This is a genomic window from Anaerolineaceae bacterium oral taxon 439 (assembly GCA_001717545.1).
GTDB lineage: Bacteria > Chloroflexota > Anaerolineae > Anaerolineales > Anaerolineaceae > Flexilinea.
On the sequence record CP017039.1, the window covers coordinates 1,745,057 to 1,770,421 of the forward strand.

Here is a 25,365-nt window from a genome sequence, read left to right on the forward strand (position 1 = left end):
CTTGTCAAGGGGAAAATCGATTCAAATCGGATCGCCAAAAACGCCGGAAACCTCTTTATAATTAGGGCGAGGAAAAACAGGATGAATTTACTTCAAACTTCTTCGCCCAAAGGTTCGTCAGCGCGGAACCGGCGTCCGGGTCTCCCGGGCGTTCGGTTGCTCCTGACCTTCGGCGCTGCGCTGCTGGTCGCTGCCGGCTGCAACCTGCCGCCGGCCAACGTCACGCCGCCAACCACCGCGAGCGGAACGGAAGCCCTCGCCGAAGCCGACCTGATGTCCACCGCGCAGGCGCAGGTTCTCAGCGAGCTCCCGACTCAGGAGCCGCCGACGCCGACGCCCGGCCCGACCGAAACCGCGGCGCCTCCGACCGCCGACCCCAACCAGAAGCCGCCGGAGCTCCCGGAAATTTTCGTCTCCGAATTGCTGAACCCGCTCGACGTTCCGCATACGTATGAAAAAGACGTCTGCACGTTCCTGAAAAATCGCTGGGACGCCGGAAAAGCAGCTCCCGGAACCGCCGTCATGGTCGTCATGTATCATTCGATCGTCAAAGGCGACGATTCGAGCGTCAGCTTTGATAATCAGGTCACCGCTGAAAAGCATAACCAGTTCATGGAAGATCTCAAAGCGCAGGGCTTCGAAGCGATCGACATGACGCAGTTTGTCAACTTCATGTACAACAACGATTATATTCCGGAACGCTCCGCGCTGATTATTTCGGACGACCGTCATCGCGAAGGCTACTGGCGGGATCATTTCAAGCCTTACTATGAGAAATACGGCTGGCGCGTCGTCAACGGCTGGATCAGCGCCCCGGACACGGGCGCCGACCTCTGGGCCGAGAACCAGAAGGTAGAACAGGAAGGCTACGTCGACCATCAGGCGCATGGCGTTATTCATAATATCACGATGAGCGACGCGTCGACCGACGAGTTCCTCTACGGCGAGCTTCAGGGCTCTGTCGATAAAATCCAGGAATACTTCGGGAAAAAGCCGATCGGGATTATCTGGCCCGGCGGGAATTTCGGTTTCCGTCCGATCGAAATCGCCAAAGAAGCCGGATATAAAGTCGGCTTCACCGTCAATCCGCGCGGTCCGGTCATGTACAACTGGGTTCCGCTGGTCGACGAAAGCGACCCGACGCGCCCGTCCTTCTTGCCCGACGGGAAACAGGACCCGCTTTTCGTCATCCCCCGCTACTGGAACACCGACGGAAGCTACCATATCGATACCGTCCGCCAGCTCAGCAAAGCGGCTCAGGATTACATCTACGCGAATCGGGAAACCGAAATCGCCTATTATAATATTGTTTGCGCGCCTTCGTCAGGCCCACTCAAGGAGACACCATGAGCGAAAAAGATCCGAACTGTATTTTCTGTAAAATCGCCGCCGGAGAAATCCCCGCGGACGTCGTCTATGAAAACGAATCAGCGATCGCGTTTAACGACGCGTCCCCGAAGGCCCCGGTTCATGTTCTCGTTATCCCGAAGAAACATCTTCCATCGCTGCACGCCGCCGGGAATGAAGACCGGGAGCTGTTAGCCGAACTGCTCTTTGCCTGCAGGAAGATCGCGGAGAAGACCGGCGTCAGCGAAAGCGGATACCGCGTCCTGACCAATATCGGCGAGGATGGCGGCCAATCGGTACGCCACCTGCATTTTCACGTCCTGGGCGGACGGAAGCTCGGACTCGACGTTTAAACGGATCGTCCCGATTTCAGGCTGCGAATCGAATGAAACTGCTGTGGAACCGCTTTGCGCTGATTCTGGCTGGCTGCTTCCTGCTCGCTGCCTCCGGCTGCGCCCTGTTCAGGCAGCCGGAAAGCCAGATCGCGACGCTCGACCTGAGCCATTCGATTCAGACGCTGACCGCGGCGGCTCCAACCGCCGCCGAAACGCCGACGCCTTCCGCGATCCCGGTCCCGGAGACCGCGGCAGGTCAAAACGAAGCGGCGGTCATCCTGATCCCGCTCAGGACCGACGATCCGAACGCAGAGCCGACGCTGATACCGACGTCGACGCCGAAACCTGCGGCAGAAAACAAAGATGGAAGCGATCAGACCACCGCCGTTCAGGAGGCTCTCGCCGACGGCGGCGTCTATAATCGGAACGGCCGTCGTCCGACGCATCCGGTTTTCCGCCTCGAATCGATTCCGACGCCGCGGACCGAAGACATCACTTACACAGTCGTTTCCGGCGATTCCGTCGCGGCGATCGCCAACGTTTATCAGGTTCCGGTTTCCGCGATTCAGGATCGGAACAATCTCGCCAATCCGGAGCTGATCCAGATCGGGCAGACGCTGATCATTCCTGCGGTTGAACCGGAAGCGCTTTCGATCGGCTCCGCGATCGTCCCCGACCGGGAAATCGTCGACGGGCCGTCGACGTTTAACCCGGAGACATTTTTATCCGACTATCCGGAAAACCTGCTGACGAATTATATCGAACCGACGCCGACCCCTTATCCAACCGCGGAACCCGACGATCCGGTCCTGCCGACCCCGGTTTTCAACGCGCGCGGCGGTCTCGAAATCCTGAACGAAGTCGCGCTCGAAAACGCGGTTAACCCGCGAATCCTGATCGCGCTCCTGGAATACCAGTCGCAGACGATTACGAACGATCCCCCCAGGCGCTTCCTGATCGAGGATTATATCGGCGCGTTGGGCTGGCGGACCTCGCTGGATCATCAGCTTTCCTGGGCGGCGAACACGCTCAATTTTGGCTATTATCAATGGAAGAACAACCGCATTAACCAGTGGATATTAGCGGACGACAGCGTCGTCGCCGTCGATCCGTCGGTAAACGCCGGAACCGCGGCGCTCCAATACTTATTCTCGAAGCTTTACGGGCGTGAAGACTGGATCAACGCGATCGGTCCCGACGGCTTCCGCGCAACGTTCGAATCGCTTTTCGGGACGTTCTCCGACGCGGAGCTCAGTCTTCACGACCCGCCCGAATCGGAGCCGGAATCAGCGCTCCCGTTCAGGGCGGAGGACGAATGGTTCTTTTCTTCCGGGCCGCACTACGGCTGGGCGTCGGGCTCGCCCTGGAGCGCGATCGATTTCGTTCCCGGCGACGCGATCGGCTGCAGCGCCAGCTCGTATCCGGTCACGGCGGCCGCGGACGGCCTCGTCGTTTATTCCGACGCGGGGCTCGTTGTCGTCGATCTGGATATGGACGGCGACGCCCGGACCGGTTGGACGCATTTGTATCTTCACGTCGGATCGAAGGATCGCGTCGCCTTAAACGCGCGCGTCCGTCAGGGCGACCCCATCGGTTACGCTTCCTGCGAAGGGGGCTTCTCTTCCGGAACGCATCTTCATTTCGCGCGCCGTTATAACGGGCAATGGATCCAGATCGACGGGGCGAATCCGCTCGTCCTCAGCGGATTCGAAGCTTTTTCGACCGGTACGGTATACGACGGATATTTAGTCAACGGCGATCAGGTCGTCGAGGCATGGTACTATCAGAACGATGCGAACCGGATTGACCGTTAAACAGCGAGCCGCGCTGACGCTGATCGGTTTAATGTGCCTGGGGGCGACCGCCGGCTGTCGGATGACCCGGGTCGCGTCGTCGCCCGAACGCCTGACGCAGGCGGCAATTCGCTATGAACTCACGAAAATCAGCCGGGAAACCGAACGGCCCTTCTACGAGACGCGGTCCGCGGCGTCGATCGCGAGCGGCCCGAGCCCGACCCTGACGCCGCGCCCGACCGCTGCGGCCGCGGTTTCGCCCGATCCGATTCCGCCGACCGAAACCGCGATCCCGATTATCGCGTTCGACCCGCCGGCCGCCGTTCCACGCCCAACGGGAACGCCGCGGAACGTTTTTCCCTCCGACTTGAGTATTACCTCGGAGCCGATTTACCTGTCTCCCGTCCCGGACGATCCCTTCCTCGTTCCCGGCGCGGAACATTTCGCTCAAAGCGAAGCGACCATTCCGCCAACCGCAACGCCGCTCCCCGATCTGGACCTTGCCAGGAGCGAACGAAAAATCTACATCACCCAAAACGGCGACACGCTTCAAAACGTCGCCGCGCGCTTCGGGACCGCGCCGGAACGAATTTCGGCGCTCTTCCCGATTCCCGGTTCGCGCTTCCTGAATCCAAACCTGACGTTATTCGTCGAATCGCCGTCAGACCGGCAGTACGAATCAGCGGTTAAAATTCTCCCGGACGAATACATTGTTTTCGCGTCAACCGCTTCAAATTATGATATCGAAAACGAAATCCTGAAAGCGGACGGTTTCTTAGCCCGCTACACGGAAGAAACTTCGACCGGGACGCGTTCCGGAATCGAAATCGTCAGGCAGGTCGCTCAGGATTATTCGATCAACCCGATGATCCTGCTGGCGCTGATCGAGTTCCGGAGCCACTGGCTTTTCGGCGAGCCGAACGGCGCCGCCGAACGCGATTATCCGGTAGGGTGGCATGAAACCGCTAACAAAGGACTTTACAAGCAAGTAGCCTGGGCGGCGAACACGCTTTCCGCCGGATACTACGGTTGGCGCGGGGGAACGCTCAGCGAAATTCCCTATTACCGGAACCCAAAACCGATTCAGCCAATCTATTTTGAACCTTCCTTGAACGCTGGATCGGTCGCGATTCAATACCTGTTCGCGCAGCTGTATGACTGGCAGGACCTCGACGCGGCGATCTACGCTGAAACCGGCTTTCTCAGCGTCTTCACCTCTATTTTCGGCAACGTTTGGGATACCGCCGACCCGCGCGGGATCGGGCTCAACGCCGACCTCGAGGTCCCGGTTATTACGCTTCCCTTTACGCCCGGCGAACGCTGGGCGCTGACCGGCGGGCCGCATCCAGTCTGGAGCACGGGAACGCCTTGGGGAGCGCTCGATTTCGCACCGCCATCGTCGGAAACCGGCTGCGCCAGGTCGGATCGCTGGGTCCGCGCGGCGACGGACGGCGTCGTGACGCGCGTCGGCGTCGGCGTCGTCATCGTTGACGCCGATTCTGATTTCAACGAACAAACCGGCTGGGTCTACCTGTATCTGCATGTCGCGACCGCCGAGAAAGTCCCGGTCGGGACCGTCCTCCATGCCGGCGATCCTATCGGTCATCCTTCCTGCGAAGGGGGGAACGCGACCGGATCGCACCTGCATCTGGCGCGAAAATATAACGGGGAATGGATTTCCGCGGCAGGGCCGCTCCCGTTTAACCTGAGCGGCTGGATCCCGTACAACGGTCCGGTTCCGTACCTCGGCGGACTCATCCGGAATAACGAAATTTCGGTCGCGAACCCATATGGATCAGGTGAATCGCTGGTCTACTTCTAAGCGACCGCCTACGGAGGCGAGCGGAAACCCCCGCGCGTATTTCTCGGACCGGATCGTTCCTTTCCTTTACGAAGCGATCGCCTATGCATGGTAGGATTAATTCGCTATGAAATTATCAAGCCCCGTTTTTTATCCAAATCGTCCAATCCGCACCCTTCTCAGGCTCGTTCTTTGCGGGTTGATCCTGACGGGCTGCACCCCGATCAGCCCGCCGACGCCAGCGCCGCTTGAACCGACGCCTCCGGGAGCGGTTGAGCCAACCCCGCCGCGTCCGGAAGAACCGGCCCCTCCCGGCGCCGACGATACAATAGAAATCCTGATCGAACCGTTCCGTTTCATCGAGCAAAACAACCCGTCCAGAGCAATCGACCCCGGACTCCTGATTCAGGGCGACGCTGCGTCAAGCGGCGACGAAACCTATACCTTCGCGCAGCGGCCCCGTTATCTTCCCGGCGAACTCGTCGATTATGTCGCGCAGCCCGGCGATACCGTCCCGGCGTTGGCCGCACGGTTCAACACGACCTCGGATGAAATCATGCGCAATAATCCGATCATCCCGGCCGACGCGACGACGATGCCGCCCGGATTCCCGATGAAAATTCCGATCCACTATCGGAACCCATGGGGAAGCGCATATCAGATCCTCCCCGACGCGCTTTTCGGCTATGGACCGTACGACGTCGGCTTCAACCCACGCGCAGAAGTCGACCGAAAGCCGGGCTGGTTTAAATATTATTCAGCGTATGTCAGCCAGCGGAGCCGCCGCGGCGGCGAAATCGTTCAATCGATCGCCGATGACTATTCGATCAGCCCGAAATTACTGCTGGCTATTCTGGAATATCTGACTGGCGCGCTGAGCGAACCCCGTCAGCCGGCGGAACAGAAACTGACCGGCGTTTTCGGGTTCCCCGGCGTCAATTCGCAATCGCTTAACGCCCAGTATAATCGCCTCGCCGATTACCTGAACGCCGCGTTTTACGAGTACCGCGAGGGAAGGATGCTGACGTACGAGCTACGAGACGGTCAATATTACTGGGCCGACCCATGGCAGAACGCCGCGTCGATCGCGCTGATGCAATACTTTTCGCGCGTCCTGGAACCGGACGCCTTCTTCAGGGCGATTGGCCCCGACGGCTTCCGCCGGACGTACGAAACGCTCTGGGGCGAGATCCCGCCGGACGCGGTCACGATAGAAGGCAGCCTGACCCAGCCGGAGCTCCGCCTCCCGTTCGAAGACAACCAAAGCTGGGCGTATACCGGAGGGCCGCACGCCGCCTGGGGATCAAGCCAGCCTTACGCCGCGCTCGATTTCGCGCCCCCCTCCTCGAAAACCGGCTGCACGCCGTCGGATCTCTGGGTCGTAGCGCCCGCGGACGGAACCGTCGTTCGAACCGCGACCGGGTTGGTCATCCTTGACCTCGACGGCGACGGAAGCGAACGGACCGGCTGGAACCTCCTCTTTCTGCACCTGCTGACCACGTCCATCCCGCCTATCGGGACGGTCGTCAAAACGGGAGATTACCTCGGCCATCCCTCCTGCGACGGGGGACGCTCGACCGGTACGCACGTTCATATCGCGCGGAAATATAACGGCGAATGGGTCTCGGCGGGGGGGATCCTCCCGTTTACGCTCGACGGCTGGCACGCCGAATACGGGATCGGGCCTTACGTCGGCTACCTGAAACGGCATTCAGCTATCGTAATCGCCAACTCATCCGCCGATGTCTCCAGCCTGATCCATCGCGGTCCGGCGTACGTCCCAACGCAGACGCCAACGCCCAAACCGCGCAGCACAAGATAAAAATGATCCGTCGAACGCGCGCTTACGCGATCGAAACCCGCGACAGCGGCCACGTCGGCAGCACGTCGAAATCCTCAGCCTCAAAAAGCTTCTTCTGATAACGCTGGTAACCAGCCGCGCCAATCATCGCCGCGTTATCCGTGCAATACTTCAATTTCGGGATAAAAACCGGGAAATCGCGCTGGCTCTCGAAGAGCGCGCGGACTTCGGCGTTCGCCGAGACGCCGCCGGCGACGACAATCGCTTTCGCCCGTTTTATTTTCGCCGCCTCAATCGTTTTCCTGAAAAGTGTATCGGCGATCGTACGCTGGAAGCTGGCCGCCAGGTCGGCGACCGGGAGCTTCGCTTCCTTTCCTTCTTCCGTCGCCGCCGACAGGCCCTGAACCGTTCGCAGCACGGACGTTTTCAGACCGCTGAACGAAAAATCGAACGGGTTATCGAGCTTCGCCCTGGGGAAGCGGAACGCCGCCGGATTTCCGCCTTTCGCCGCCGCCTGAATCGACGGGCCGCCCGGGTACGGAAGTCCGATCAGCCGCGCCGACTTATCGAACGCCTCGCCGGCGGCGTCGTCCAACGTCCCCCCCAGCCGCTCGTATCGCAGGTGATCGCGGACAAAAACGATCTCGGAATGCCCCCCGGAAACGAGAAGAACGATCAAGGGGAACTCCGGCTCCGCGGACGTGTTTTCTCCCTCGTTGAGGAGCCATGCCGAATAGATATGGCCCTCAAGATGATTAACGCCAATTAACGGCTTCCCGGTCGCGAGCGACAGCCCCTTCGCCGCGTTGATCCCTACGACAAGCGAACCGGCGAGCCCGGGACCGCGGGTTACCGCGACCGCGTCCAGCTCGTTATAATTCAGGTGCGCCTTCTGCATCGCTTCTTTAATCACGGCCGATATGACGACGACATGCTGACGCGAGGCAAGCTCCGGGAAAACGCCGCCGAATTGCTGATGAAGCTCGATTTGCGACGCGACGACGTTTGATAAAATCCGCCGTCCGTCCACGACGACCGCCGCCGCCGTTTCGTCGCAGGAGGATTCGATCGCTAAAATACGGACTGAAGGCCTGTTCATGCCGCTGATCATTTCTCAGGCCGTCTCATACGGCGGGACGTCGATCCCGAGCTGATACGGGTAGGGAGCGAAATAGCGCGCGTCGCCGTTCTCGTCGATATAGAAGGTATCTTCTAACCGGATCCCGAACGGAACGTCCCCGTCCGGGAAATACAGCCCCGGTTCGATCGTGAAAACGGTCCCGGGGCGAAGCTCCGACGACTTCGGATCTTTTCCGCGCATAAACGGCGGTTCATGCACGTTCAGCCCCAGCCCATGGCCCACCGAATGAACGTACCCGTTCGTACACTTCGCGTCCTTCCGGATCGTCTCGTACCCCATCTCTTCAAACAGGTCGCACGTTTTATCCTGCAGCTCGGAAGCGATCTTCCCCGCCTTCGCGAACGCCACGATTTCATGATGCACCTGCCTGACGCGGTCATACGCCTCCTGCAGCCATTGAGGCGGCGTTCCGATATACCAGGTTCGCGTAAAATCGAAAAAATACCCGCTCTCCCGACAGGGGAAAAAGTCAAAGACAATCGTCTTTCCGGCCTCAACCTGAGCTTCGTCGTTCCCGGCGTTATGCGGAACGCCGGCGTCGCGGCCAATCGAAAAAATCGTTCCTTCCGGATTTTCGGCGCCAGCCTCGGTCAGCATGAGATTGATCATGCGCTTGATTTCGCCGATTCGAACCGGCTCGCCGCTCCGCGTTACCAGCTTGCCGTCCTTAACACGGCATTCCCGGATAAACGTGTTAATTTTTTCCACGATCCCCGTGACGACCTCGCCCATCGAGCGGATCGCCGCCAGCTCGCTTTCGTCCTTCTGATAACGGGCATCCGCCAAAGCTTTATCGCCAAGCTCAGCGTCGACAGTATACTCCGGAAACGCCTTACGAAACGCCTCGACCGCGGCGAAAAACGCGCCGAATTCAAAGCGGCCGGAAAACGCGACCGTTCCCCGTTCGACTCCCGCCGCGATCAGGACCCGACGGAGCGTCGCCGCCTCGCCGTTCCGAACCGGGCTCCCGTCCGATCCGAGAATCTCGCCCCCGGGAAGCGTTTCAATCCCCATTCTTTTCATCCCGGTTTTCGCCGCCGTGTCCCGTTCCATCGTCCGATAAAACAGGATCGGCTCCCCGCCGCGCGGAATCACCACATACGCCTTGGTAAACATATTTGAACCGGTAAAGTAATTCATCGACGGATTATGCGAGCTCATCCCCGCGACGACGACCGCGTCCAATCCGTACCCTTCCAATATCGCAGCTAATTCAGCTTTCATTGTTAATCCTCTTCGTCTGTATCTTTTATATTATTTTTATTCAATAAGTCGCTCATGCGCAGCAGAAGTTCAATCATGACAAACCCGCCGACCGTCATAAAAATTACCGCCGGCGTCAGCGCCCGTCCAACCTGGAACCAGAGCAGAACCGCCGCGACGATCCCGACCGCGAGCGATTCGCGAACGACCGAGACGCTGTCGATTTCGTCCGTCGGGGAAAACGTCCGGTAAAGCCATCCAAGAAGCGGAAGCGCAGCCCCGGTAAAAAACGTAATGACCAGAAAATACATCAGACCGCGCTCCGGCAGCTCCGGGAGCCGCTCCGTCACCAGCCATACCAGCGCGTATGCCGACAGGACCGCGAGAACCAGTCCCAGAACTAAAAATGAACTTAACCGACGCATCATATTCCCCAGCAAAAACTATTATAATCCTTACAAAGCGACTCGGCGTCCTCCTTCCATAATTTGCGGCCGGTTCAGCGGCGCGCGATCGCAAAAATAAAGAGAATCAAAGAGAATTACGGAAAAGACCGCGTATGCTGTTAGGAATTGATATCGGAAATACGAATCTGACGATCGGGCTCTTCGAGGGCGCCGAAATTATCATGCGCTGGCGGATCGCGACCCATCGCGACATGATGCCGGATGAATACGGAATGCAGTTCCGCTTCCTTCTCGAGCATAACGGGATCCAGCCGCTCTCCATCGAAGGAATCTGCATCGCGTCCGTCGTCCCGATCGTCACCGGGCGCGTCGTCGACGCCTGCGGCTACTATCTGGATCGTCCGATCGTCCTGGTTGATTATAAAGGCAGCCTGGGGTATGAAATCCTGATCGATAACCCGCGCGAACTGGGGCAGGACCGGATTATCGACGCGATGGCCGTCAGGCACCAGTACGGTTATCCGGCCTGCCTCGTCGATTTCGGGACGGCGACGACGTTCAACCTGCTGAACCGCGACGGGAACTATATCGGCGGGGCGATCGCCCCCGGGATCAACACGTCGGCCGCGGCGCTGACGCAAAAAACCGCCCAGCTCCCGACCGTCGCGATCGCCCGTCCGCCCTCCGTCGTCGGAACCAACACGATCGATTCAATCCAATCCGGTCTGTATTACGGATATATCAGCATGGTTGAGGGAATGGCCGCGCGCTACCGCCGGGAAATCTCGCCGGACATGAAAATTATCGCGACCGGCGGACTGTCGAAAGTTTTAGCGAAAGATACCGACGTTTTTCATGACGTCAACCCATGGCTGACCCTGACCGGACTTCGATTATATTGGGAAAGAAATAAATGAACCCTGTCTACAGAAAACGAATTATTCTCGGCGTGACCGGCTCGATCGCGGCGTACAAAGCCGTTGAAATCGCCTCGACGCTGACGAAGATGGGCGCGCTCGTCGACGTTATTTTATCCGCGGGCGGCGAAAAATTCGTCACGCCGCTGACGTTCCGGTCCGTAACCGGACGCGCTGCCTGCACGAATGAAAGCCTCTGGACGAGCGAAGACCATGTCCCGCATATCACGTTGGGACATACCGCCGACTGCGTCGTCGTCGCCCCCGCTTCGGCGAACGCCATGGCGGATATTGCGCTCGGGAGGGGCGATACGCTGCTGCCGCTGACGATTCTCGCGTCGGACTGCCCGCTGCTGATCGCGCCGGCGATGGATGGCCATATGTACCAGAACCCGGCGACACAGGCGAATATCGAAACGATCCGGCGACGCGGCGGAATCTTTATCGGCCCTGAATACGGGCGCTTCGCTTCCGGGATGACCGGACTCGGACGATTCTCTGAGCCGGAAAAAGTCGTCGGGGCGATCCGCTACCAGCTCTCGCGTCCCAACGATCTTCGTGGGAAGAAAATCGTTATCACGGCCGGGGGGACGCGCGAAGCGCTCGATCCGGTCCGCTTCCTGACGAACCGATCGAGCGGGAAACAGGGCTTCGCGCTGGCTCAGGCCGCGCTCGACCGCGGCGCGGACGTCACGCTGATTACGACAGTCGAAGCCCTTCCCGAACCCTACGGCGCAGCGATTCAGAAAGTCGACTCCGCGAAGGAAATGCTCGCCGCGGTTCTCGAAAATCTTCCCGGAGCGGATGCGTTGGTCATGTGCGCAGCGGTCGCGGATTTCCGACCCAGGGCCGTTGCCGCTCAAAAGATTAAAAAAACCGGGGAAAGCCTGACGGTCGAGCTGGAAGCGACGCAGGACGTTCTCCTCGAAGTCGCGAAAACCCGCTGCCGATATCCCGGGCTGAAAATCGTCGCAGGCTTCGCCGCTGAGTCTGAGGATCTCCTCGTGAACGCGGAAAAGAAAATGAAACGGAAGCGTCTCGACCTGATCGTCGCCAACGATATTTCTGCGAAGGACCGCGGAATGGGAGCCGACGACAACGCCGCGACGATTCTTTTCGCCAGCGGAACGCGAAAAGAAATCCCGCTGATGAAAAAAGACGCGCTCGCCGCCGAAGTGATTGAAGCGATCGCCGAAAAGCTTCGGTAACCGGCGAAAAAGCGGGAACCTTTCGCGCCTGGATCGCGTCCTGAAATTAAGTCGTTCAAATCCAACACGAACCGCTTAGAAAGCGGAACGCTGAATCATAAAAAAGGAGTCGTACCCATGAATCTACCCTGTTATCGTAAACTGATCCGTTTTTTTCTTCTGACTTCTCTGGCACTGGCGCTGACCGGCTGTGGAAGCCGTCATAACGACCGTCCTTCAGGCCTTGCCGCGCCGGAATCCGCTTTTCTGGAAGCCGGGCAGGCCATGGATTGGAATTACGACGAATCCGCGTCGATGTCGGAGAAAAAGTCCGCTGATCTGGCCGGATACACCCCTGACACGCCCGCCGCAGCCGAGGGATCCGGTATCGAGCGCATGATTATTAAAAACGGGACGATCTCGATTCAGGTCGGCGACCCAGCCGCAGCCTCGGATCAGGTTCGCGCGATCGCCGCGGCCAATCAGGGCTACGTCGTTTCCGGATCGGTCTATAAATCCTACGCAACCGATAAGCCCGAAGCCGACATTCAGATTCGCGTCAGCGCCGATTTATTCGAAAAAGCGATCGCCGAAATCGAAGCGCTCGTCGAGAACCCGGGAAAAGACATCCTGAGCAAGCGGGTCTATGGCGACGATATCACCGACGAATACGTCGATCAGGAATCGCGCCTGAAAAGCCTTGAAGCGAAGAAAGCCAAGCTGGAAGAGATCATGGAATCGGCGAAAACGGTCAAAGACACGCTTTCCGTCTATAACGAAATCGCCGACGTCAACGAGGAAATCGAAATCAGCAAGGGCCAGATAAAATACATGGAGCAAAGCGCGCGGCTGTCTTCGATCTCGGTTCAGATCCTCTCGATTCCCGACCCGATCGTTATCGCCGGGAACGAATGGAACCCGAACGATACGGTCCGGGGCGCGGTCAACGACTTCATCAATACCGGACAGGATTTCATCGACGCGCTGATCTACTTCGTCATCGCGGCGCTGCCGTACCTGCTGATCATTATTGTCCCGCTCATCCTGATTTTCCGTTGGCTGATCCGCCGCGGGAAGCGATCGAAAAAGACCGCCGCGCCGTCCGTATTAAACGATACCGACAAACCGAACTGAATTTACAGAGTAGGCTCAGGGCGTTGATGCAATCGCGCCCTGAGCCCCGTTTTCACGTTGCTTTCGAAAAATAATGCGTCCCATGCAGAAAAAGCCGTCCGAGTTCAAGCCCGATCCTGAGCTCGTCGTCTATCGCAAGCATTTAGCCGCCAAAGAAGCGGAATTCGTCCCTTTCCCTTCCTTCATCGACGCGCGGATCAGGCTCCGCCTCGCCGAACGCGGGATCTTCAGCGTCTATCGTCATCAGGCCGAGGCGCTGACCGCTGTTTATAACCATGACGACGTCGTCGTCGCCACCGGGACGTCGAGCGGGAAGAGCCTCTGCTACCAGGTTCCAATTCTTGAGCAGGCGCTGCTGTCGCCGGTCGACTGCGCGCTGCTGATCTTTCCGACGAAAGCGCTGACGCAGGACCAGCTGACGACATTCCGTCGCCTCCTCCCCGAATTCCGTTCGCAGATCGCGGTCTTCGACGGCGATACCGACCCGCGATACCGGAGCGTTATCAAGGAAAACGTCCGGATCCTGCTGACGAATCCGGACATGGTCCATTTCGGGCTCCTTCCGTTTCATCCCGGCTGGGCGCGCTTTTTCCAGAACCTGAAAATCGTCGTCGTCGACGAAGCGCATGTCTACCGAGGCGTATTCGGTTCGCATGCCGCCAACGTTTTCCGGCGCATGAACCGAATCTGTTCTTTCTACACGAAAACAGCCCAGCCGCACCATTACATTTTAGCGTCGGCGACGCTCTCAAACGCCGGAGAGCTGGCGGAAAAGCTGACCGAACGCCGCTGTAAAGTTATTCTCAACGACCAGAGCGGCGGCGGCGAACGGGATATCTATTTCGTCAACCCGCCGATCGTCAACCAGGAATTCCATCTCCGGGCCGGAAGCGTTTTTACCGGCGCAAGACTCGCGCGCGAGCTGACCCAGGCCGGACGGCAGACGCTCGTCTTCCTCTCCTCGCGGCAGTCGGTCGAATCGGCGGTCCGACGTCTCCGCGATTTCGGCGTCCCGGCGCAAGGCTATCGTTCCGGCTACCTCAAGTCCGAACGGCGCGAAATCGAAGCCGGACTGAAATCCGGGGAAACCCGCTGCGTCGCGGCGACGAACGCGTTGGAACTCGGGATGGATATCGGCGGGATGGACGCGGTTCTTTCGATCGGCTACCCCGGTTCGATCGCCGCTTTTTACCAGCGTCTCGGACGCGCGGGACGGAACCGGCGCGATTCAATTTTCTTTTTCGTCCCGTCTCAGAACCCAACCGATCAGTATATCGTTTCGCATCCTGAATTTATTTTCAGCCGCAGCGTCGAACCGGCGTTGATCGATCCGGATAACCTGCTCCTCCTGTACCAGCATCTTCAATGCGCGCTGTTTGAGCTCCCGTTCGCGGCCGACGAACGATTCGGCGGTTTGTCGCTCGACGCGACGCAGGAGATCCTCGATTATTTTCGAACCGCCGGCATTGCCCATTTCAGCGGCGGGCGGTATTACTGGATCGCCCCGGACACGCCGCAGCGGACCGTCTCCCTCCGCAACAGCGGTCTCGACCGGATTCATATCCGAAGCGAAAACCGCATGGGAAAGCTCGAAAAAATCGGCGAAATCGACCGTTCCTCCGCTTACTGGATGATCCATCCGGGCGCGATCTACTTCCATAACGGCAAGGCATATCGGATCGAGGAGCTGAATCTCGACGAGAATTCCGCGCTCGCCGTTCCGACGGTTCCAACCTACCTGACGCAGGCGGACCAACAGCGGCGGATCTCGGTCAATGAAACCGAACGCGAGCGTGAAACCGTAAACGGAAAAACGCTGATCGGGTCGGTTACCGTTACGACACAAGTCGTCGGCTATAAAAAAACCGATATCGAAACCGGCGAGTCGCTCGGCGTCTTCCCGTTAGAGCTTCCGGCCAATTCGATCGACACAAAAGCGTTCATCCTCATCCTTTCCGCCACATTCCGCGACCGGCTCCGGGACGAAGGCATCTGGACAAATGACGCGAACGACTACGGCGAAAACTGGCCGCAGCTCCGGAAGGCCGTCCTCGCCCGCGACCTGAATACCTGTCAGCTCTGCGGCAGGGTCGGGAAAGACGACTTTCTTCACGTTCATCATAAGATCCCGTTCCGAAGCTTCGCTTCGCGCGAGACCGCCAACGCGCTGGAAAACCTGGCGGCGCTTTGTCCCGAATGTCATCGGCGGGTTGAAGAAGCGGTCCGGATCAAATCCGGGCTCAGCGGATTCGCGAACGCATTCCATCAATTGGCCGCGCTTTTCCTGGAATGCGACGTAAACGATTTAAACTGCTGGTGCGATCCGGAGCACTCCGCTTTCGACGGACTGCCGGCGCTTTTCCTCTATGAAACGGTTCCCGGCGGGCTGGGCTTGAGCCAAACGGTTCAGGACCGGTTCGGCGAGCTGGCGATTGCCGTCTGCGACCTGATCCAGGGCTGCGGCTGCGTCGAAGGCTGCCCCGGCTGCGTCGGCGCGCCGGGAGAGGAAGGGTTCGGCGGCGTCGCCGCGGCGCTCGCGATCGGGCGCGGCTTTTCTGAACTGGATCCGGCGCGGCCGGAGCGGGTATAATGAAGCTGATTTACAGATTTCTATCACGGAGAGTAAGACTACGATGATTTATGATTTCGATAAAACCGTCGATCGCAGCCACAGCGATTCGTTTAAATGGAAAATTTATCCGGCGGACGTTCAACCGCTTTGGGTAGCGGATACCGACTTCGAGGTCGCGCCCGAAATCGTCGCCGAAATTCAAAAACGCCTGTCGCATCCGGTTTTCGGATACGCGATTGAAATCCCAGGATTCAAAGAGACGATCGTCCGGCGTATGGCTGATCGTTACCAGTGGGCCATCAAAGAAGAGGACGTTTTCCTCGTTCCCGGGATCGTCTCCGGCTACAACTTTGCCTGCCGCGCGTTCGTCCGCCCGGGTCAGGCCGTCCTGATCCAAACGCCGGCCTATCCGCCCTTTTTCACCGGGCCGCAGAATAACCAGGTCGAATCCGTTTTGAATCCGCTCGTGTTCAACGCCGAAAGCGGCCGCTACGAGATCGATTTTGAAGACTTTGAAGCCAGGATCCGTTCCGGGAAAGTCGACATGTTCGTCCTCTGCAACCCGCAGAACCCAACCGGCCGCGTTTTCACCAGAGAGGAACTGACCCGCATGGCGGATATCTGCGCCATGCATCACGTCGTCATCGTCTCCGACGAAATTCATTCGGATATTATCTACAGCGGCGAAAATCATACGCCCATCGCCTCCATTGCGCCGGATATCGGCAGCCGCTGTCTGACGTTGATCGCGCCCAGCAAAACGTTCAATATTCCTGGATTCGCCTGTTCGGTGGGAATCATTCAGGACCCAACGCTGCGGGAACGGTACGCGAGGGCGCTGAGGGGGCTGGCTCCGCAGGTCAGCCTGCTGTCGCAGTACGGCGGACTGGCGGCCTATCAGTATGGCGGAGAATGGCTGAAGCAGATGAACGCGTATCTCGAAGCCAACCGCGACTTCGTTTTTCAAACGGTCGCAGCAGAGCTCCCGGACGTCCGGCAATCCAAACCACAGGCGACATTCTTATCCTGGCTCGACTTTTCGGAAACGAAAATCGCGGACCAGCCGTTTAAGTTCTTCCTCGACAACGCAAAAGTCGCGCTTAACGACGGAAAAACCTTCGGGGACGCGTACGGAAGCTTCGTCCGGCTGAACTTCGGAACGAACCGCGCGCGATTAAGTCAGGCGCTCGATAAAATGATCGGCGCGTACCGGAAGAAATAAGCGCCCGGTTACCACGTCGATTCCGGCATGTCAGCGCAAATAATGCCCCGTTCCAATCGCCGCCCTCGTTCCCGGCTCTTCCTCGTGATCCTGATCGGCGTGGTCGTGCTTTTTCTCTGCGCGGGCGAATACCTCGTGATCGACAGTGATCCCAGGCCCGCCGACCTGATTACGGTCCTGAGCGGGAACGATTCGGTTCGCCTCGAAAAAGCGGCGCAGCTTTACCTCGATGGCTACGCGCAATCGATCCTGCTGACGAATACCGGGCGGAATTACGGCGATTATCAGACGCCGTATAACCAGCTCCAGGTCGAGCAGCTTCAGGCTCTCAACGTTCCCGGCGGAGCGATTTTCCTTTCAGACTTTATCGCCAAAAATACCGGACAGGAAGCGACCGCGATCGTTGAGCGCATGGTTGAATTGAACGCGAAATCGGTTATCATCGTGACCGACGCCTGGCACCTGCGCCGAACGCGGATTATCTACAGCGATACCTTCGCCAATACCGGTTATGACGTCCAATACGTCGGCGCGGACCGCTCCGAATTCAGCGCCCTGACCTGGTGGGCGTCGGTTCAGGGTTGGCGGACGGTTTCAGGCGAGTACGCACGGATTATCGGCTACTATATCAAGCGCGAAACGCATATTCCCGATTATCCGATCCTGCGCTTTTTCCGCGACAGGCCGACAGCCGGGCCGGAGGAATAAAACGGGAGATAAAAAGCCAATGACGCAGCGGAAATATCCGGAACCTGACCCGGCCCCCGGAGCTCAGTTCCTGACGCATCCGTTCGAACCGTTCCACGACACGGAATCGACGCGCCTGATCCTCGGGACGTTCCCGTCGCCGAAATCGCGCGAATTCGGCTTCTACTACGGCCATCCGCGCAATCGCTTCTGGACAGTCCTTTCCGCCGTCTTCGGGCTGCCGCTCCCGGGAACGATCGAAGAAAAAAAGGCCCTCTGCCGAAGCGCGGGAATCGCGCTTTGGGACGTCGTCGGGGCCTGCCGGATCGTCGGCGCGTCGGATCAATCGATCTCCGCGACCCAGGTCAATCCAATCGAGACGCTGATTCAGGGGTCAAAGATCCAAACGGTATTTACGACCGGGACGAAAGCGTACGCTCTCTATACGAAATACTGCGAAATGCGAACGGGGTTCCCGGCGACACGGCTCCCATCGCCCAGCCCGGCGAACTGCGCGATACCGCTGGAGACGCTGATCGAGCGATATCGCGCGCTTCTCCTGGGCTCCGAACCGAGCCGGGCGCGTCCCCGCTTCAGCGCCGGTTTCGGCCGAAAGCCGGGAAATTGAACTAAAATAAATCTGTGCCCCCTTGGGGTGCGTTAAATGACAACAATTTCGTTTTAAAGGCTGATTGAAACATGGAAGCAAGACAAACGACGGCATTTTTTACAACAGGAAATAAGCTCCTGATCCTGGCCCTGCTGGCTTTCGGGATCGGGCTGCGCTTCGCAGGGCTGGCGGATTTAACCATGACCGAGCGCGAAGCGATCAACGCCTCGGCCGCGCTCGCGTCAGTCGAGCCGAATTTTCCCGCGGACGGAACGCAGCCGTTCTACCTGTTCCTGACTTCGCTCCTTTTCAAGCTTTTCACAGCGAATAACTTCACGGCGCGGCTCGCTCCGGCGATTTTCGGGATTTCTCTCCTCTTTTTACCGTTCGCCTTCCGTCAGAAGCTGTCGCCGAAAGTGCTGACGCTGTGGCTGCTGCTGCTCGCGCTCGATCCGGGATTGATCGCCTGGGGGAAGCGCGCGGACGAAGCGTCGATTGTCATTGCGCTCGCCGCCTATCTTGCCGCCGCGATTTTCAACCGCGCCAATCGCTGGATCCCGGTCCTGACCGGCGCACTACTCGCCTCGCTTCAGCGCAGCCTCCCGCTCGCGCTCGCGGCAGCCATCGTGACTACGGTCGTCAGTCTCCTCGACGCGGCGCTTTTCAATGGCGAATTTCAGCCGCACCGTAGTTTTGCCCGTGCGTTTTCGTCCCGAACGCTCTGCGTCGCGTTCGCGCTCGCTCTTCTCTTCGCCGTTTCGTTCTTCGCGAATCCCGCCGGAATCGGAATCCTCGGCTCCGGTCTCATCTCAGCGTTTAACGATGCCTCTATCCAGCTTCCCGAGTCGGTCTGGCTCCTCCTTGCGATCGTCTACGATGGGTTCGGGATCGTTTTAACGATTGGCGCGTGGATCGAAGGAAACCGAACGCAGAACCGAACGAAGCTGCTGCTGTCATGGGGATGCCTGATCGCCGCGCTGGCGCTGCTGCTCTTCAATCAGGGCGCGCTCGTTTTTGTTTTCGTCGCTCCGCTGATGACGCTGGTCGGGGCGGTCGAGCTCGACTCGCTCCTGAACCGGGAACCGGGCTGCCGCGGATTTCTGGAAAAGATTTCGATCTTTATTCCGATCGGTTTCCTCTTAGGGATCTTCCTGACCGCGAGCGTCGCAATTCGCTTCGCCAGACAGGCGAATACGCTGACGACGGCCGCCGCGCTTGGATCGGTCACGCTGCCGTTTACGCAGGCGCAGCAGTTTTTTATCATCTCGACAATCGTCCTGATCGCGGTCCTCCTGATTGTACCGATGATCCTTCGCTATTTCTCCGCCAGAAGCCTGCGCCAGCCTCTGACGGTTGGGTTCCTGATCGCCGTGCTCGCCGTTTCGATCGCCAACGCCTGGGACGCCGCCGGCTTTTCGCATCAGAACGATTCCCCGGCCTCCGCGAGCGACGCGGTTCTTCCGTTGATCGGGAATCAGAGGTTTATCGACGACAGCGTCCTGATCCCGACGCTGAACGAACTCAGCGGCAAGTCGCACCGCAGCCCGACAGAAATTCGCGGCATGGTCGTGCTGTCCGGCATACCGTCCGCAGAAGCCGGGTACCGCTGGTCGCTCCGGGCGTTTCCCAAGGTCGTTTTTTCGCCGTTCCCAATCAAGGAAACGCTCGGCGATCTCGATTTCTACCTGACCTTTGGCCAGCCGCAGCAGCTCCTGCATTCCTGCAGCGGCATGGATTTCGTCCGAACGCGAACGATCGATTTCGCCGCGCTCAGCGATCTCGACTGGCTGAACTGGGTCGTTTATCGGGACCTCCCGGCCGCGCCTGAAATCCTGACGCTCTGGGAGAAAACCTCCGCGCTGTACGCAAACTGAAAGAATACGCATGAAATCACACATGACGAAACGCCCCTCTCAAATCGCTATCGACGGTCCCGCTTCTTCAGGAAAAACCTCGGTCGGGAAACGCCTTGCTCAACGCCTCGGCTATCTGTTCTTTGATACAGGGCTCGTTTACCGCGCCGCAGCCGTCGCCGCGCTCAACGGCGGAGAAACGCTTCCCGAAAGCGACGAAATCGTCCGCCGCGTTCGCGCCATGACGTTCGAGCTGCGAAACGACCCAAGCGGCAGCGAAACGCGGATCTTCCTGAACCAGCGCGACTGCAGCGATCTCCTGCATCTTCCGGTCATCGACGCCAACGTTTCGACCGTAGCCGCGCTTCCCGATGTCCGAGCCCTCCTGACCGGCCAACAGCGCCAGATCGGCCGCCGCGGCAGCGCCGTTCTGGTTGGCCGTGACATCGGAACCGTCGTTCTTCCCGACGCAGAGCTCAAGATATTTCTCCTCGCGTCAACCGAAGTCCGCGCGCGCCGGCGGCAGGCGGAAAATATCGCCAACGGGATCGACACGACTTACGAATCTGTCCTGAAAAATATTCAGCAACGGGACGAAAACGATTCGAAACGCGCCGTCGCGCCGCTCATCGCCGCTTCCGACGCGATCCAAATCGACACGGACGATCTCGATTTGGAAGGAGTCGTCGATGAAATCCTGAAATGGGTCGGCTGATCGTCTCCGGGCGCCGACTTTTTCGATATCGTCGAACCGGACGAAAGCGGGATCAGGCATGAACCAGAAACAGCAGCAGAAAATCAACCGGATGCTCGATACGCTTTTCGCGTTTAATCCGGTAAGCCTGCGGTTGATCCTGATCGATTCGAACGGAAAAAGCGGAAAAGGCGTAAAAAAAGGAGAAAAGCACTACCCGTTTATCAAGGGAACCAACAATTCGCTGCTGGAAACGCTTGACCTGAAGTTTCTTGAAATCATGCGCAGCCAGACAGAGCTGACGATTCCGGATATATCCAAATCCGCGCCCTTCAGCGGCCTGACGATGACCGGCTGCGGCGCTTTTTTCTGTTCAATCTTCGCGAATAAAGCGTACGCGGGCTTCGCCTGGCTGATTTATCGATTGGAAGACCGCGACGAACGCCTCCCGAAGCTGACCGCGTCGATCTGCGAATGGATCGTCGACGAGATCAGCGTCTCGCGTCAAAACGACCTGACGACGCAGATGCTTGCCAATACGTACGTTGAATTTCTCGACAGCCTGAATTCGCCGGCGATGATTTATATTCCCGCTTCGTCGCTGACCGCCGCGAACGTCACCTTCGAAGCGCTGCCGCAGAAGGTCGCGTTTTATAACGCGTTCCGGGAACAGGTCCGCGGTGAACAGCGGTTCGACCGCCTCGCTGTCGATTTCCATTTTCAGCTGGTCAACCTGCTCTTCCCGGACGGGAAAACCGGAAGCCTTTTCGTCTTCGCAAACCATGCGAACCGCGATTTATTTACACGGTTCAACACCAACGAACTCGAATATTTTCAGCTCCTTGTCCAAAAAATTCAATCTCAATTCGCGATGATCGAGAGTATCGGCGCGATTTCGGTTTCCAGCCGCGAACCGTTCAATAGGGCGAAGACCGACCTGAACCGTCTGGCGAAAATATTGAAGCTTGACGAGCGGCATTATCAAAACTTCCCACAGCCGGTCGAGGGCGCGATGCAGAAAACGAACGTCCGAGATATCCTGCGCGACGTCGTTAACGACCTGCGAACCGCCGCGGCAAAAAAAAACCTGACGATCGAATGCGAGCTGGAAGAAATCGAAGGCGTCATCGTTCAGAATGGCGAAGTTCTTGGCGACCCCTGGCTATTAACCCTGGCGATCTATAATATTCTCGATAACGCGATCCGCTATTCGAAAACCGGAAGCGATCCAATCCAGGTCGGGCTGACGTTTTCGAAAACCGACTGGTATCTCGAAATCAGCGATAAGGGCCCGGGGATTTCATCGATCGATCTTGAGTCGATCCTGAGCAGCGCCAATACCGGAAAAAAGACCGAACGAATTAACGGCCTCGATTTCGTTCAATACGCCATGCGGTTGCATCGCGGGAAGCTGGAGATCAGCAGCCGTTTAGGCCAGGGAACGACGGTAAGACTGACCGTTCCGATCGTTTAAAGCCGGATTCCGGTAAGAAAGGGGCCATTCATGAAAATTGTCATCGCCGGCGGCGGCCAGGTCGGAGAAAAGCTCTGCGAAGTCCTGACCCGGGAAAATCACGACGTCGTCGTCATCGATACCGACATCGAGCGTCTCGATCAGCTCGGGACGATTTACGATATCCTCTGCGTCCATGGGAACGGCGCGGTCTTCAGCGTTCTTAAGGAAGCCGAAGTTCCGCAGTGCAGCCTGTTCATCGCGGTCTCGCCGCATGACGAAGTCAATATCCTCGCCGCGATGACCGCGAAACGAATCGGCGCCGACTACTGTATCGCCCGCGTCCGGAACCCTGAATACATGGAACAGGTTTATTTCATGCGCGACGAATTAGGGATCGACCTGATTATCAATCCAGAGATGGAATCCGCGCGGGAAATCTTCAACGTCGTGCGTTTCCCTGAGGCGGTCACAGTAGATCGGACGAAAACCGATTCGATCTGGGTCGTCTCCGTCCGGGTCCCCGGTCCTTCCGTGCTGGCCGGGCTCCAGATCCGGGAGATCAACTGGAACGCGAAAAAGTGCCTGATTGCGGCGATCGAGCGTGAACGCGAAATCCTGATCCCCAACGGGCTGACGCGGATCCGGGAGGGCGATCGGCTCTACGTTATCGGGACGGTTGAAAACCTGAATCATCTGAACGAAATAATCGGGATTAAAAAGCCGCCGATCCAATCCGCGCTGATCGTCGGGTGCAGCCGGATTACGAATTACCTGATCCCAATGCTGATGAAGATACTGGACCGGATTAAGGTCATCGACTTACAGAAAAAAGCCCTGGACCAGCTCAACGAAAAGTACCCGAAAGTCATTACCGTCATCGGAGACGGCGCGAACCTGAACTTCCTGACCGAGGAGCGGGTTCAGGATTACGACGCGATTATCACGCTGACGAATTCCGACGAAGAGAACATGATTATTTCCATATTCGCAAAGCAGAACGACGTCAACAAAACGATTACAAAAGTCAACAGGCTGAACCTGCTCGGGCTGCTGCGCGAGATGGACGACGAAACGACAGTAACGCCGCATGAAATTATCGCCGAGGAAATCCTACGCACCGCGCGCGTCCTCGACCAGCGCGGCAAAACCGATATCACCGGGCTCGTCCGCCTCGCCGGATCGCGGATCGAGCTCAGCGAATTCAGCATTCAAGCCAGCGACAAAGTCATTTACAAACCGCTGACAGAACTGAAATTCAAGGAAAATACCTTGATCGCGATGATCACCCGCGGAAAAGAGACGATCATCCCCTCCGGCTCAACCGAGATCCAGCCGGGAGATTCAGCGATTATTATTTCAACCGACCGATCGATCCGCTCCGTCGACGGCGTCCTTCAGGGAGACGCGTCTTGAACCACCGCGTTATCGCGTTCATGATCGGGCGCCTGTTGACGGCGGCGGGGTTGACGATGGCGCTGCCGATTATCGTCGCGATTTATTACCGCGAGCCGCCCGCCGCGTTCGCCGCGTTCCTGGTCCCGATGGCGCTGATGGCCGCGCTGGGGAACGCGCTGACGAAACTGCCCGGGGAAAAAACCGCTTATTTCGCCCGCGACGGCCTCGTCATTGTCGGACTGGGCTGGGTCCTGCTGACGCTCTTCGGCGCGCTCCCCTACGTCATCCTCCCAACGGGAATCAGTTTTACCGACGCTTTTTTTGAATCCTGTTCCTCGCTTTCGACGACTGGCGCGACGGTTTTCTCCGATCTGAGCGTTTTTCCGCGTTCGCTTCTTTTCTGGCGAAGTTATTCGCTCTTCCTGGGCGGGCTCGGGATCCTCGTCGTCGTCATTACCGCGCTCCCGACGGCAGGATCGACCGGCGTATATATCATGCGCGCCGAATATCCGGGAAAGAAAATATCCGGCCGCGCGCGGACCTCGGTTTTTATCTATTATCTCATCTACATTCTTATCACGCTGAGCTGCGTAACCGCGCTGATCCTGACGGGGATGCCTGCGTTTGACGCGCTGCTGATCTCGTTTTCGCTCAGCGGGACCGGCGGCTTCTTCACGAGCAACCGCGGCGCAGCGGTCTATTCGGCGCCTTCCGCCGTCGTCGTCATGACCGTATTCATGTTCCTGTTCGCGATGAATTACGGTCTGTTTTTCCTTCTCTTCACCGGGAAATTCAAAAAGCTTTTCCGGGACGAAGAATTCCGCTGGTACCTTGGGATCGTCCTGATCTCCGGGATCCTGATTTCGCTCAACCTGCGGCCGATTTACCGCGATCCGTTCAAGATGATCCGCGAGGCCTTTTTCACCGTAACCTCGATCCTGTCGACGACGTCGTTCAGTATCGCCGACGCGACGAAATGGCCCACTTTTTCGCAAATCATCCTGCTGCTCCTCGCCTTTTCCGGCGGGATGTCCGGGTCTACGACGGGCGCGATGAAAATTTATCGGATCATCGTCTATCTGAAATCCGCCGTCCGCGAACTCCGCCTCGCGGTTTATCCGAATCGGAATATTCCGATCCGCCTCGACGGCGAAATTATTCCTGATAAAAAACTATCAGGGATCCAGCGTTACCTGATCGTGTATCTGATTGTATTCTTTACGATGCTGCTGCTGACGAGTTTCAGCGCGCCGAACTTTTCGAGCGCGTTCAGCGCCGTCGTCGCGACGCTGAACAACACGGGGCACGGACTGGACCTGTTCGGGACCGCCGCCGATTACAGCGTTTTCAGCCCCTTCGCAAAGGTCGTTTTCTCGTTCGGAATGCTGATGGGACGGCTCGAAATTTACCCAATCCTGATTTTACTGTCTCCTTCGACGTACAAGAAAGGATAACGGACGGAGCCGCTGATAACGGCGCGAATGTCGAACAACTATGCAAAATGTCATAAAAATGCATGACATTTTGATGACTTTTTTATATTGCGGATGACTTAACAATAGGCTGCCGCAACACTTACAATCCACATAAGCTCAGCCGGAATGAGTTAGACATTATCTACTTATCAAACGCCATTCCATCGCGCTGTTCCAATGTTCACAGGAAAGGAGGTTGACCCCAAACGAGATCTTGACAAGGAGGGAGCTGCGCCGACGAGTCTGTTTTTACGTCCGTTCAGGCTCCCTCGTGACGCACAGTTTTATGCAGAATTGTTATATATGCAAATCTGTTTTGCTGTAACGAAAAGGAG

20 protein-coding genes are annotated in these 25,365 nt (G+C 58.0%); 17 read left to right on the forward strand and 3 right to left on the reverse strand.

What is annotated here, in order from left to right:
- The first annotated feature begins 81 nt into the window (after positions 1–81).
- The 5 genes from BEQ56_07890 to BEQ56_07910 all read left to right on the forward strand — a co-directional run bounded on the left by BEQ56_07890 (position 82) and on the right by BEQ56_07910 (position 7,098).
- Positions 82–1,350, forward strand: a complete 1,269-nt coding sequence (locus tag BEQ56_07890; protein AOH43400.1) for a hypothetical protein — start codon at positions 82–84, stop codon at positions 1,348–1,350.
- Complete coding sequence (locus BEQ56_07895) at positions 1,347–1,700, forward strand: histidine triad nucleotide-binding protein (protein ID AOH43401.1); 354 nt, start codon at positions 1,347–1,349, stop codon at positions 1,698–1,700. The genes BEQ56_07890 and BEQ56_07895 overlap by 4 nt, the downstream gene beginning before the upstream one ends.
- Before the next feature lie 32 nt (positions 1,701–1,732).
- Positions 1,733–3,496, forward strand: a complete 1,764-nt coding sequence (locus BEQ56_07900; GenBank protein AOH43402.1) for a hypothetical protein — start codon at positions 1,733–1,735, stop codon at positions 3,494–3,496.
- Positions 3,486–5,297, forward strand: coding sequence for a hypothetical protein (locus BEQ56_07905; GenBank protein AOH43403.1), 1,812 nt, complete (start codon positions 3,486–3,488; stop codon positions 5,295–5,297). The genes BEQ56_07900 and BEQ56_07905 overlap by 11 nt, the downstream gene beginning before the upstream one ends.
- A gap of 106 nt (positions 5,298–5,403) precedes the next feature.
- Positions 5,404–7,098, forward strand: coding sequence for a hypothetical protein (locus tag BEQ56_07910; protein ID AOH43404.1), 1,695 nt, complete (start codon positions 5,404–5,406; stop codon positions 7,096–7,098).
- A gap of 22 nt (positions 7,099–7,120) precedes the next feature.
- Here BEQ56_07910 and BEQ56_07915 read toward each other — a convergent pair whose 3' ends face one another.
- The 3 genes from BEQ56_07915 to BEQ56_07925 are packed head-to-tail and all read right to left on the reverse strand — an operon-like array spanning position 7,121 to position 9,861.
- A complete protein-coding gene (locus tag BEQ56_07915) occupies positions 7,121–8,176 on the reverse strand; it encodes a tRNA (adenosine(37)-N6)-threonylcarbamoyltransferase complex transferase subunit TsaD (GenBank protein AOH44464.1) in 1,056 nt (351 codons plus the stop codon).
- A gap of 15 nt (positions 8,177–8,191) precedes the next feature.
- On the reverse strand, positions 8,192–9,442 hold the full coding sequence (locus tag BEQ56_07920) for a hypothetical protein (GenBank protein ID AOH43405.1): 1,251 nt from the start codon (positions 9,440–9,442) through the stop codon (positions 8,192–8,194).
- A 2-nt stretch (positions 9,443–9,444) separates the two neighbouring features.
- Positions 9,445–9,861 carry a hypothetical protein gene (locus BEQ56_07925; protein AOH43406.1) on the reverse strand — a complete coding sequence of 139 codons (417 nt, stop codon included), beginning with the start codon at positions 9,859–9,861 and terminating at the stop codon, positions 9,445–9,447.
- A gap of 119 nt (positions 9,862–9,980) precedes the next feature.
- Here BEQ56_07925 and BEQ56_07930 point away from each other — a divergent pair, with 119 nt between their 5' ends.
- The 12 genes from BEQ56_07930 (at position 9,981) to BEQ56_07985 (ending at position 25,009) form a co-directional block, all read left to right on the forward strand.
- Complete coding sequence (locus BEQ56_07930) at positions 9,981–10,745, forward strand: pantothenate kinase (protein ID AOH43407.1); 765 nt, start codon at positions 9,981–9,983, stop codon at positions 10,743–10,745.
- Positions 10,742–11,953, forward strand: a complete 1,212-nt coding sequence (locus tag BEQ56_07935; protein AOH43408.1) for a phosphopantothenoylcysteine decarboxylase — start codon at positions 10,742–10,744, stop codon at positions 11,951–11,953. Before BEQ56_07930 ends, BEQ56_07935 begins: the two co-directional genes overlap by 4 nt.
- 117 nt (positions 11,954–12,070) lie before the next feature.
- Positions 12,071–13,066, forward strand: coding sequence for a hypothetical protein (locus BEQ56_07940; protein AOH43409.1), 996 nt, complete (start codon positions 12,071–12,073; stop codon positions 13,064–13,066).
- 82 nt (positions 13,067–13,148) lie between these two features.
- Complete coding sequence (locus BEQ56_07945; protein AOH43410.1) at positions 13,149–15,656, forward strand: hypothetical protein; 2,508 nt, start codon at positions 13,149–13,151, stop codon at positions 15,654–15,656.
- 43 nt (positions 15,657–15,699) lie between these two features.
- A complete protein-coding gene (locus BEQ56_07950) occupies positions 15,700–16,860 on the forward strand; it encodes a hypothetical protein (GenBank protein ID AOH43411.1) in 1,161 nt (386 codons plus the stop codon).
- Between the two features lie 84 nt (positions 16,861–16,944).
- A complete protein-coding gene (locus tag BEQ56_07955; GenBank protein ID AOH43412.1) occupies positions 16,945–17,568 on the forward strand; it encodes a hypothetical protein in 624 nt (207 codons plus the stop codon).
- A 19-nt stretch (positions 17,569–17,587) separates the two neighbouring features.
- The gene (locus tag BEQ56_07960; protein AOH43413.1) at positions 17,588–18,175 is read left to right on the forward strand and encodes a DNA-deoxyinosine glycosylase; all 588 of its coding nucleotides are present in this window, start codon (positions 17,588–17,590) and stop codon (positions 18,173–18,175) included.
- Positions 18,176–18,246: 71 nt separating this feature from the next.
- Positions 18,247–20,031 (forward strand): hypothetical protein, encoded by a 1,785-nt coding sequence (locus tag BEQ56_07965; protein AOH43414.1) that lies wholly within the window; start codon positions 18,247–18,249, stop codon positions 20,029–20,031.
- Positions 20,032–20,053: 22 nt separating this feature from the next.
- Positions 20,054–20,725 (forward strand): cytidylate kinase, encoded by a 672-nt coding sequence (locus BEQ56_07970; GenBank protein AOH43415.1) that lies wholly within the window; start codon positions 20,054–20,056, stop codon positions 20,723–20,725.
- A gap of 58 nt (positions 20,726–20,783) precedes the next feature.
- On the forward strand, positions 20,784–22,178 hold the full coding sequence (locus tag BEQ56_07975; protein AOH43416.1) for a hypothetical protein: 1,395 nt from the start codon (positions 20,784–20,786) through the stop codon (positions 22,176–22,178).
- Positions 22,179–22,208: 30 nt separating this feature from the next.
- Positions 22,209–23,573 (forward strand): hypothetical protein, encoded by a 1,365-nt coding sequence (locus tag BEQ56_07980; GenBank protein AOH43417.1) that lies wholly within the window; start codon positions 22,209–22,211, stop codon positions 23,571–23,573.
- Entirely contained in the window at positions 23,570–25,009 is a 1,440-nt protein-coding gene (locus BEQ56_07985; protein AOH43418.1) for a hypothetical protein, read from the forward strand. Before BEQ56_07980 ends, BEQ56_07985 begins: the two co-directional genes overlap by 4 nt.
- The last annotated feature ends 356 nt before the right edge of the window (positions 25,010–25,365 follow it).

Bases quoted from the DNA above. Each gene is read 5' to 3' on its own strand.
- BEQ56_07975 (AOH43416.1), top strand. From the start codon at position 20,784: ATGAACCAGAAACAGCAGCAGAAAATCAACCGGATGCTCGATACGCTT.
- BEQ56_07980 (AOH43417.1), top strand. From the start codon at position 22,209: ATGAAAATTGTCATCGCCGGCGGCGGCCAGGTCGGAGAAAAGCTCTGC.
- BEQ56_07970 (AOH43415.1), top strand. From the start codon at position 20,054: ATGACGAAACGCCCCTCTCAAATCGCTATCGACGGTCCCGCTTCTTCA.
- BEQ56_07915 (AOH44464.1), bottom strand. From the start codon at position 8,176: ATGAACAGGCCTTCAGTCCGTATTTTAGCGATCGAATCCTCCTGCGAC.
- BEQ56_07890 (AOH43400.1), top strand. From the start codon at position 82: ATGAATTTACTTCAAACTTCTTCGCCCAAAGGTTCGTCAGCGCGGAAC.
- BEQ56_07945 (AOH43410.1), top strand. From the start codon at position 13,149: ATGCAGAAAAAGCCGTCCGAGTTCAAGCCCGATCCTGAGCTCGTCGTC.
- BEQ56_07900 (AOH43402.1), top strand. From the start codon at position 1,733: ATGAAACTGCTGTGGAACCGCTTTGCGCTGATTCTGGCTGGCTGCTTC.
- BEQ56_07895 (AOH43401.1), top strand. From the start codon at position 1,347: ATGAGCGAAAAAGATCCGAACTGTATTTTCTGTAAAATCGCCGCCGGA.
- BEQ56_07935 (AOH43408.1), top strand. From the start codon at position 10,742: ATGAACCCTGTCTACAGAAAACGAATTATTCTCGGCGTGACCGGCTCG.
- BEQ56_07920 (AOH43405.1), bottom strand. From the start codon at position 9,442: ATGAAAGCTGAATTAGCTGCGATATTGGAAGGGTACGGATTGGACGCG.
- BEQ56_07950 (AOH43411.1), top strand. From the start codon at position 15,700: ATGATTTATGATTTCGATAAAACCGTCGATCGCAGCCACAGCGATTCG.
- BEQ56_07910 (AOH43404.1), top strand. From the start codon at position 5,404: ATGAAATTATCAAGCCCCGTTTTTTATCCAAATCGTCCAATCCGCACC.
- BEQ56_07930 (AOH43407.1), top strand. From the start codon at position 9,981: ATGCTGTTAGGAATTGATATCGGAAATACGAATCTGACGATCGGGCTC.
- BEQ56_07940 (AOH43409.1), top strand. From the start codon at position 12,071: ATGAATCTACCCTGTTATCGTAAACTGATCCGTTTTTTTCTTCTGACT.
- BEQ56_07960 (AOH43413.1), top strand. From the start codon at position 17,588: ATGACGCAGCGGAAATATCCGGAACCTGACCCGGCCCCCGGAGCTCAG.
- BEQ56_07965 (AOH43414.1), top strand. From the start codon at position 18,247: ATGGAAGCAAGACAAACGACGGCATTTTTTACAACAGGAAATAAGCTC.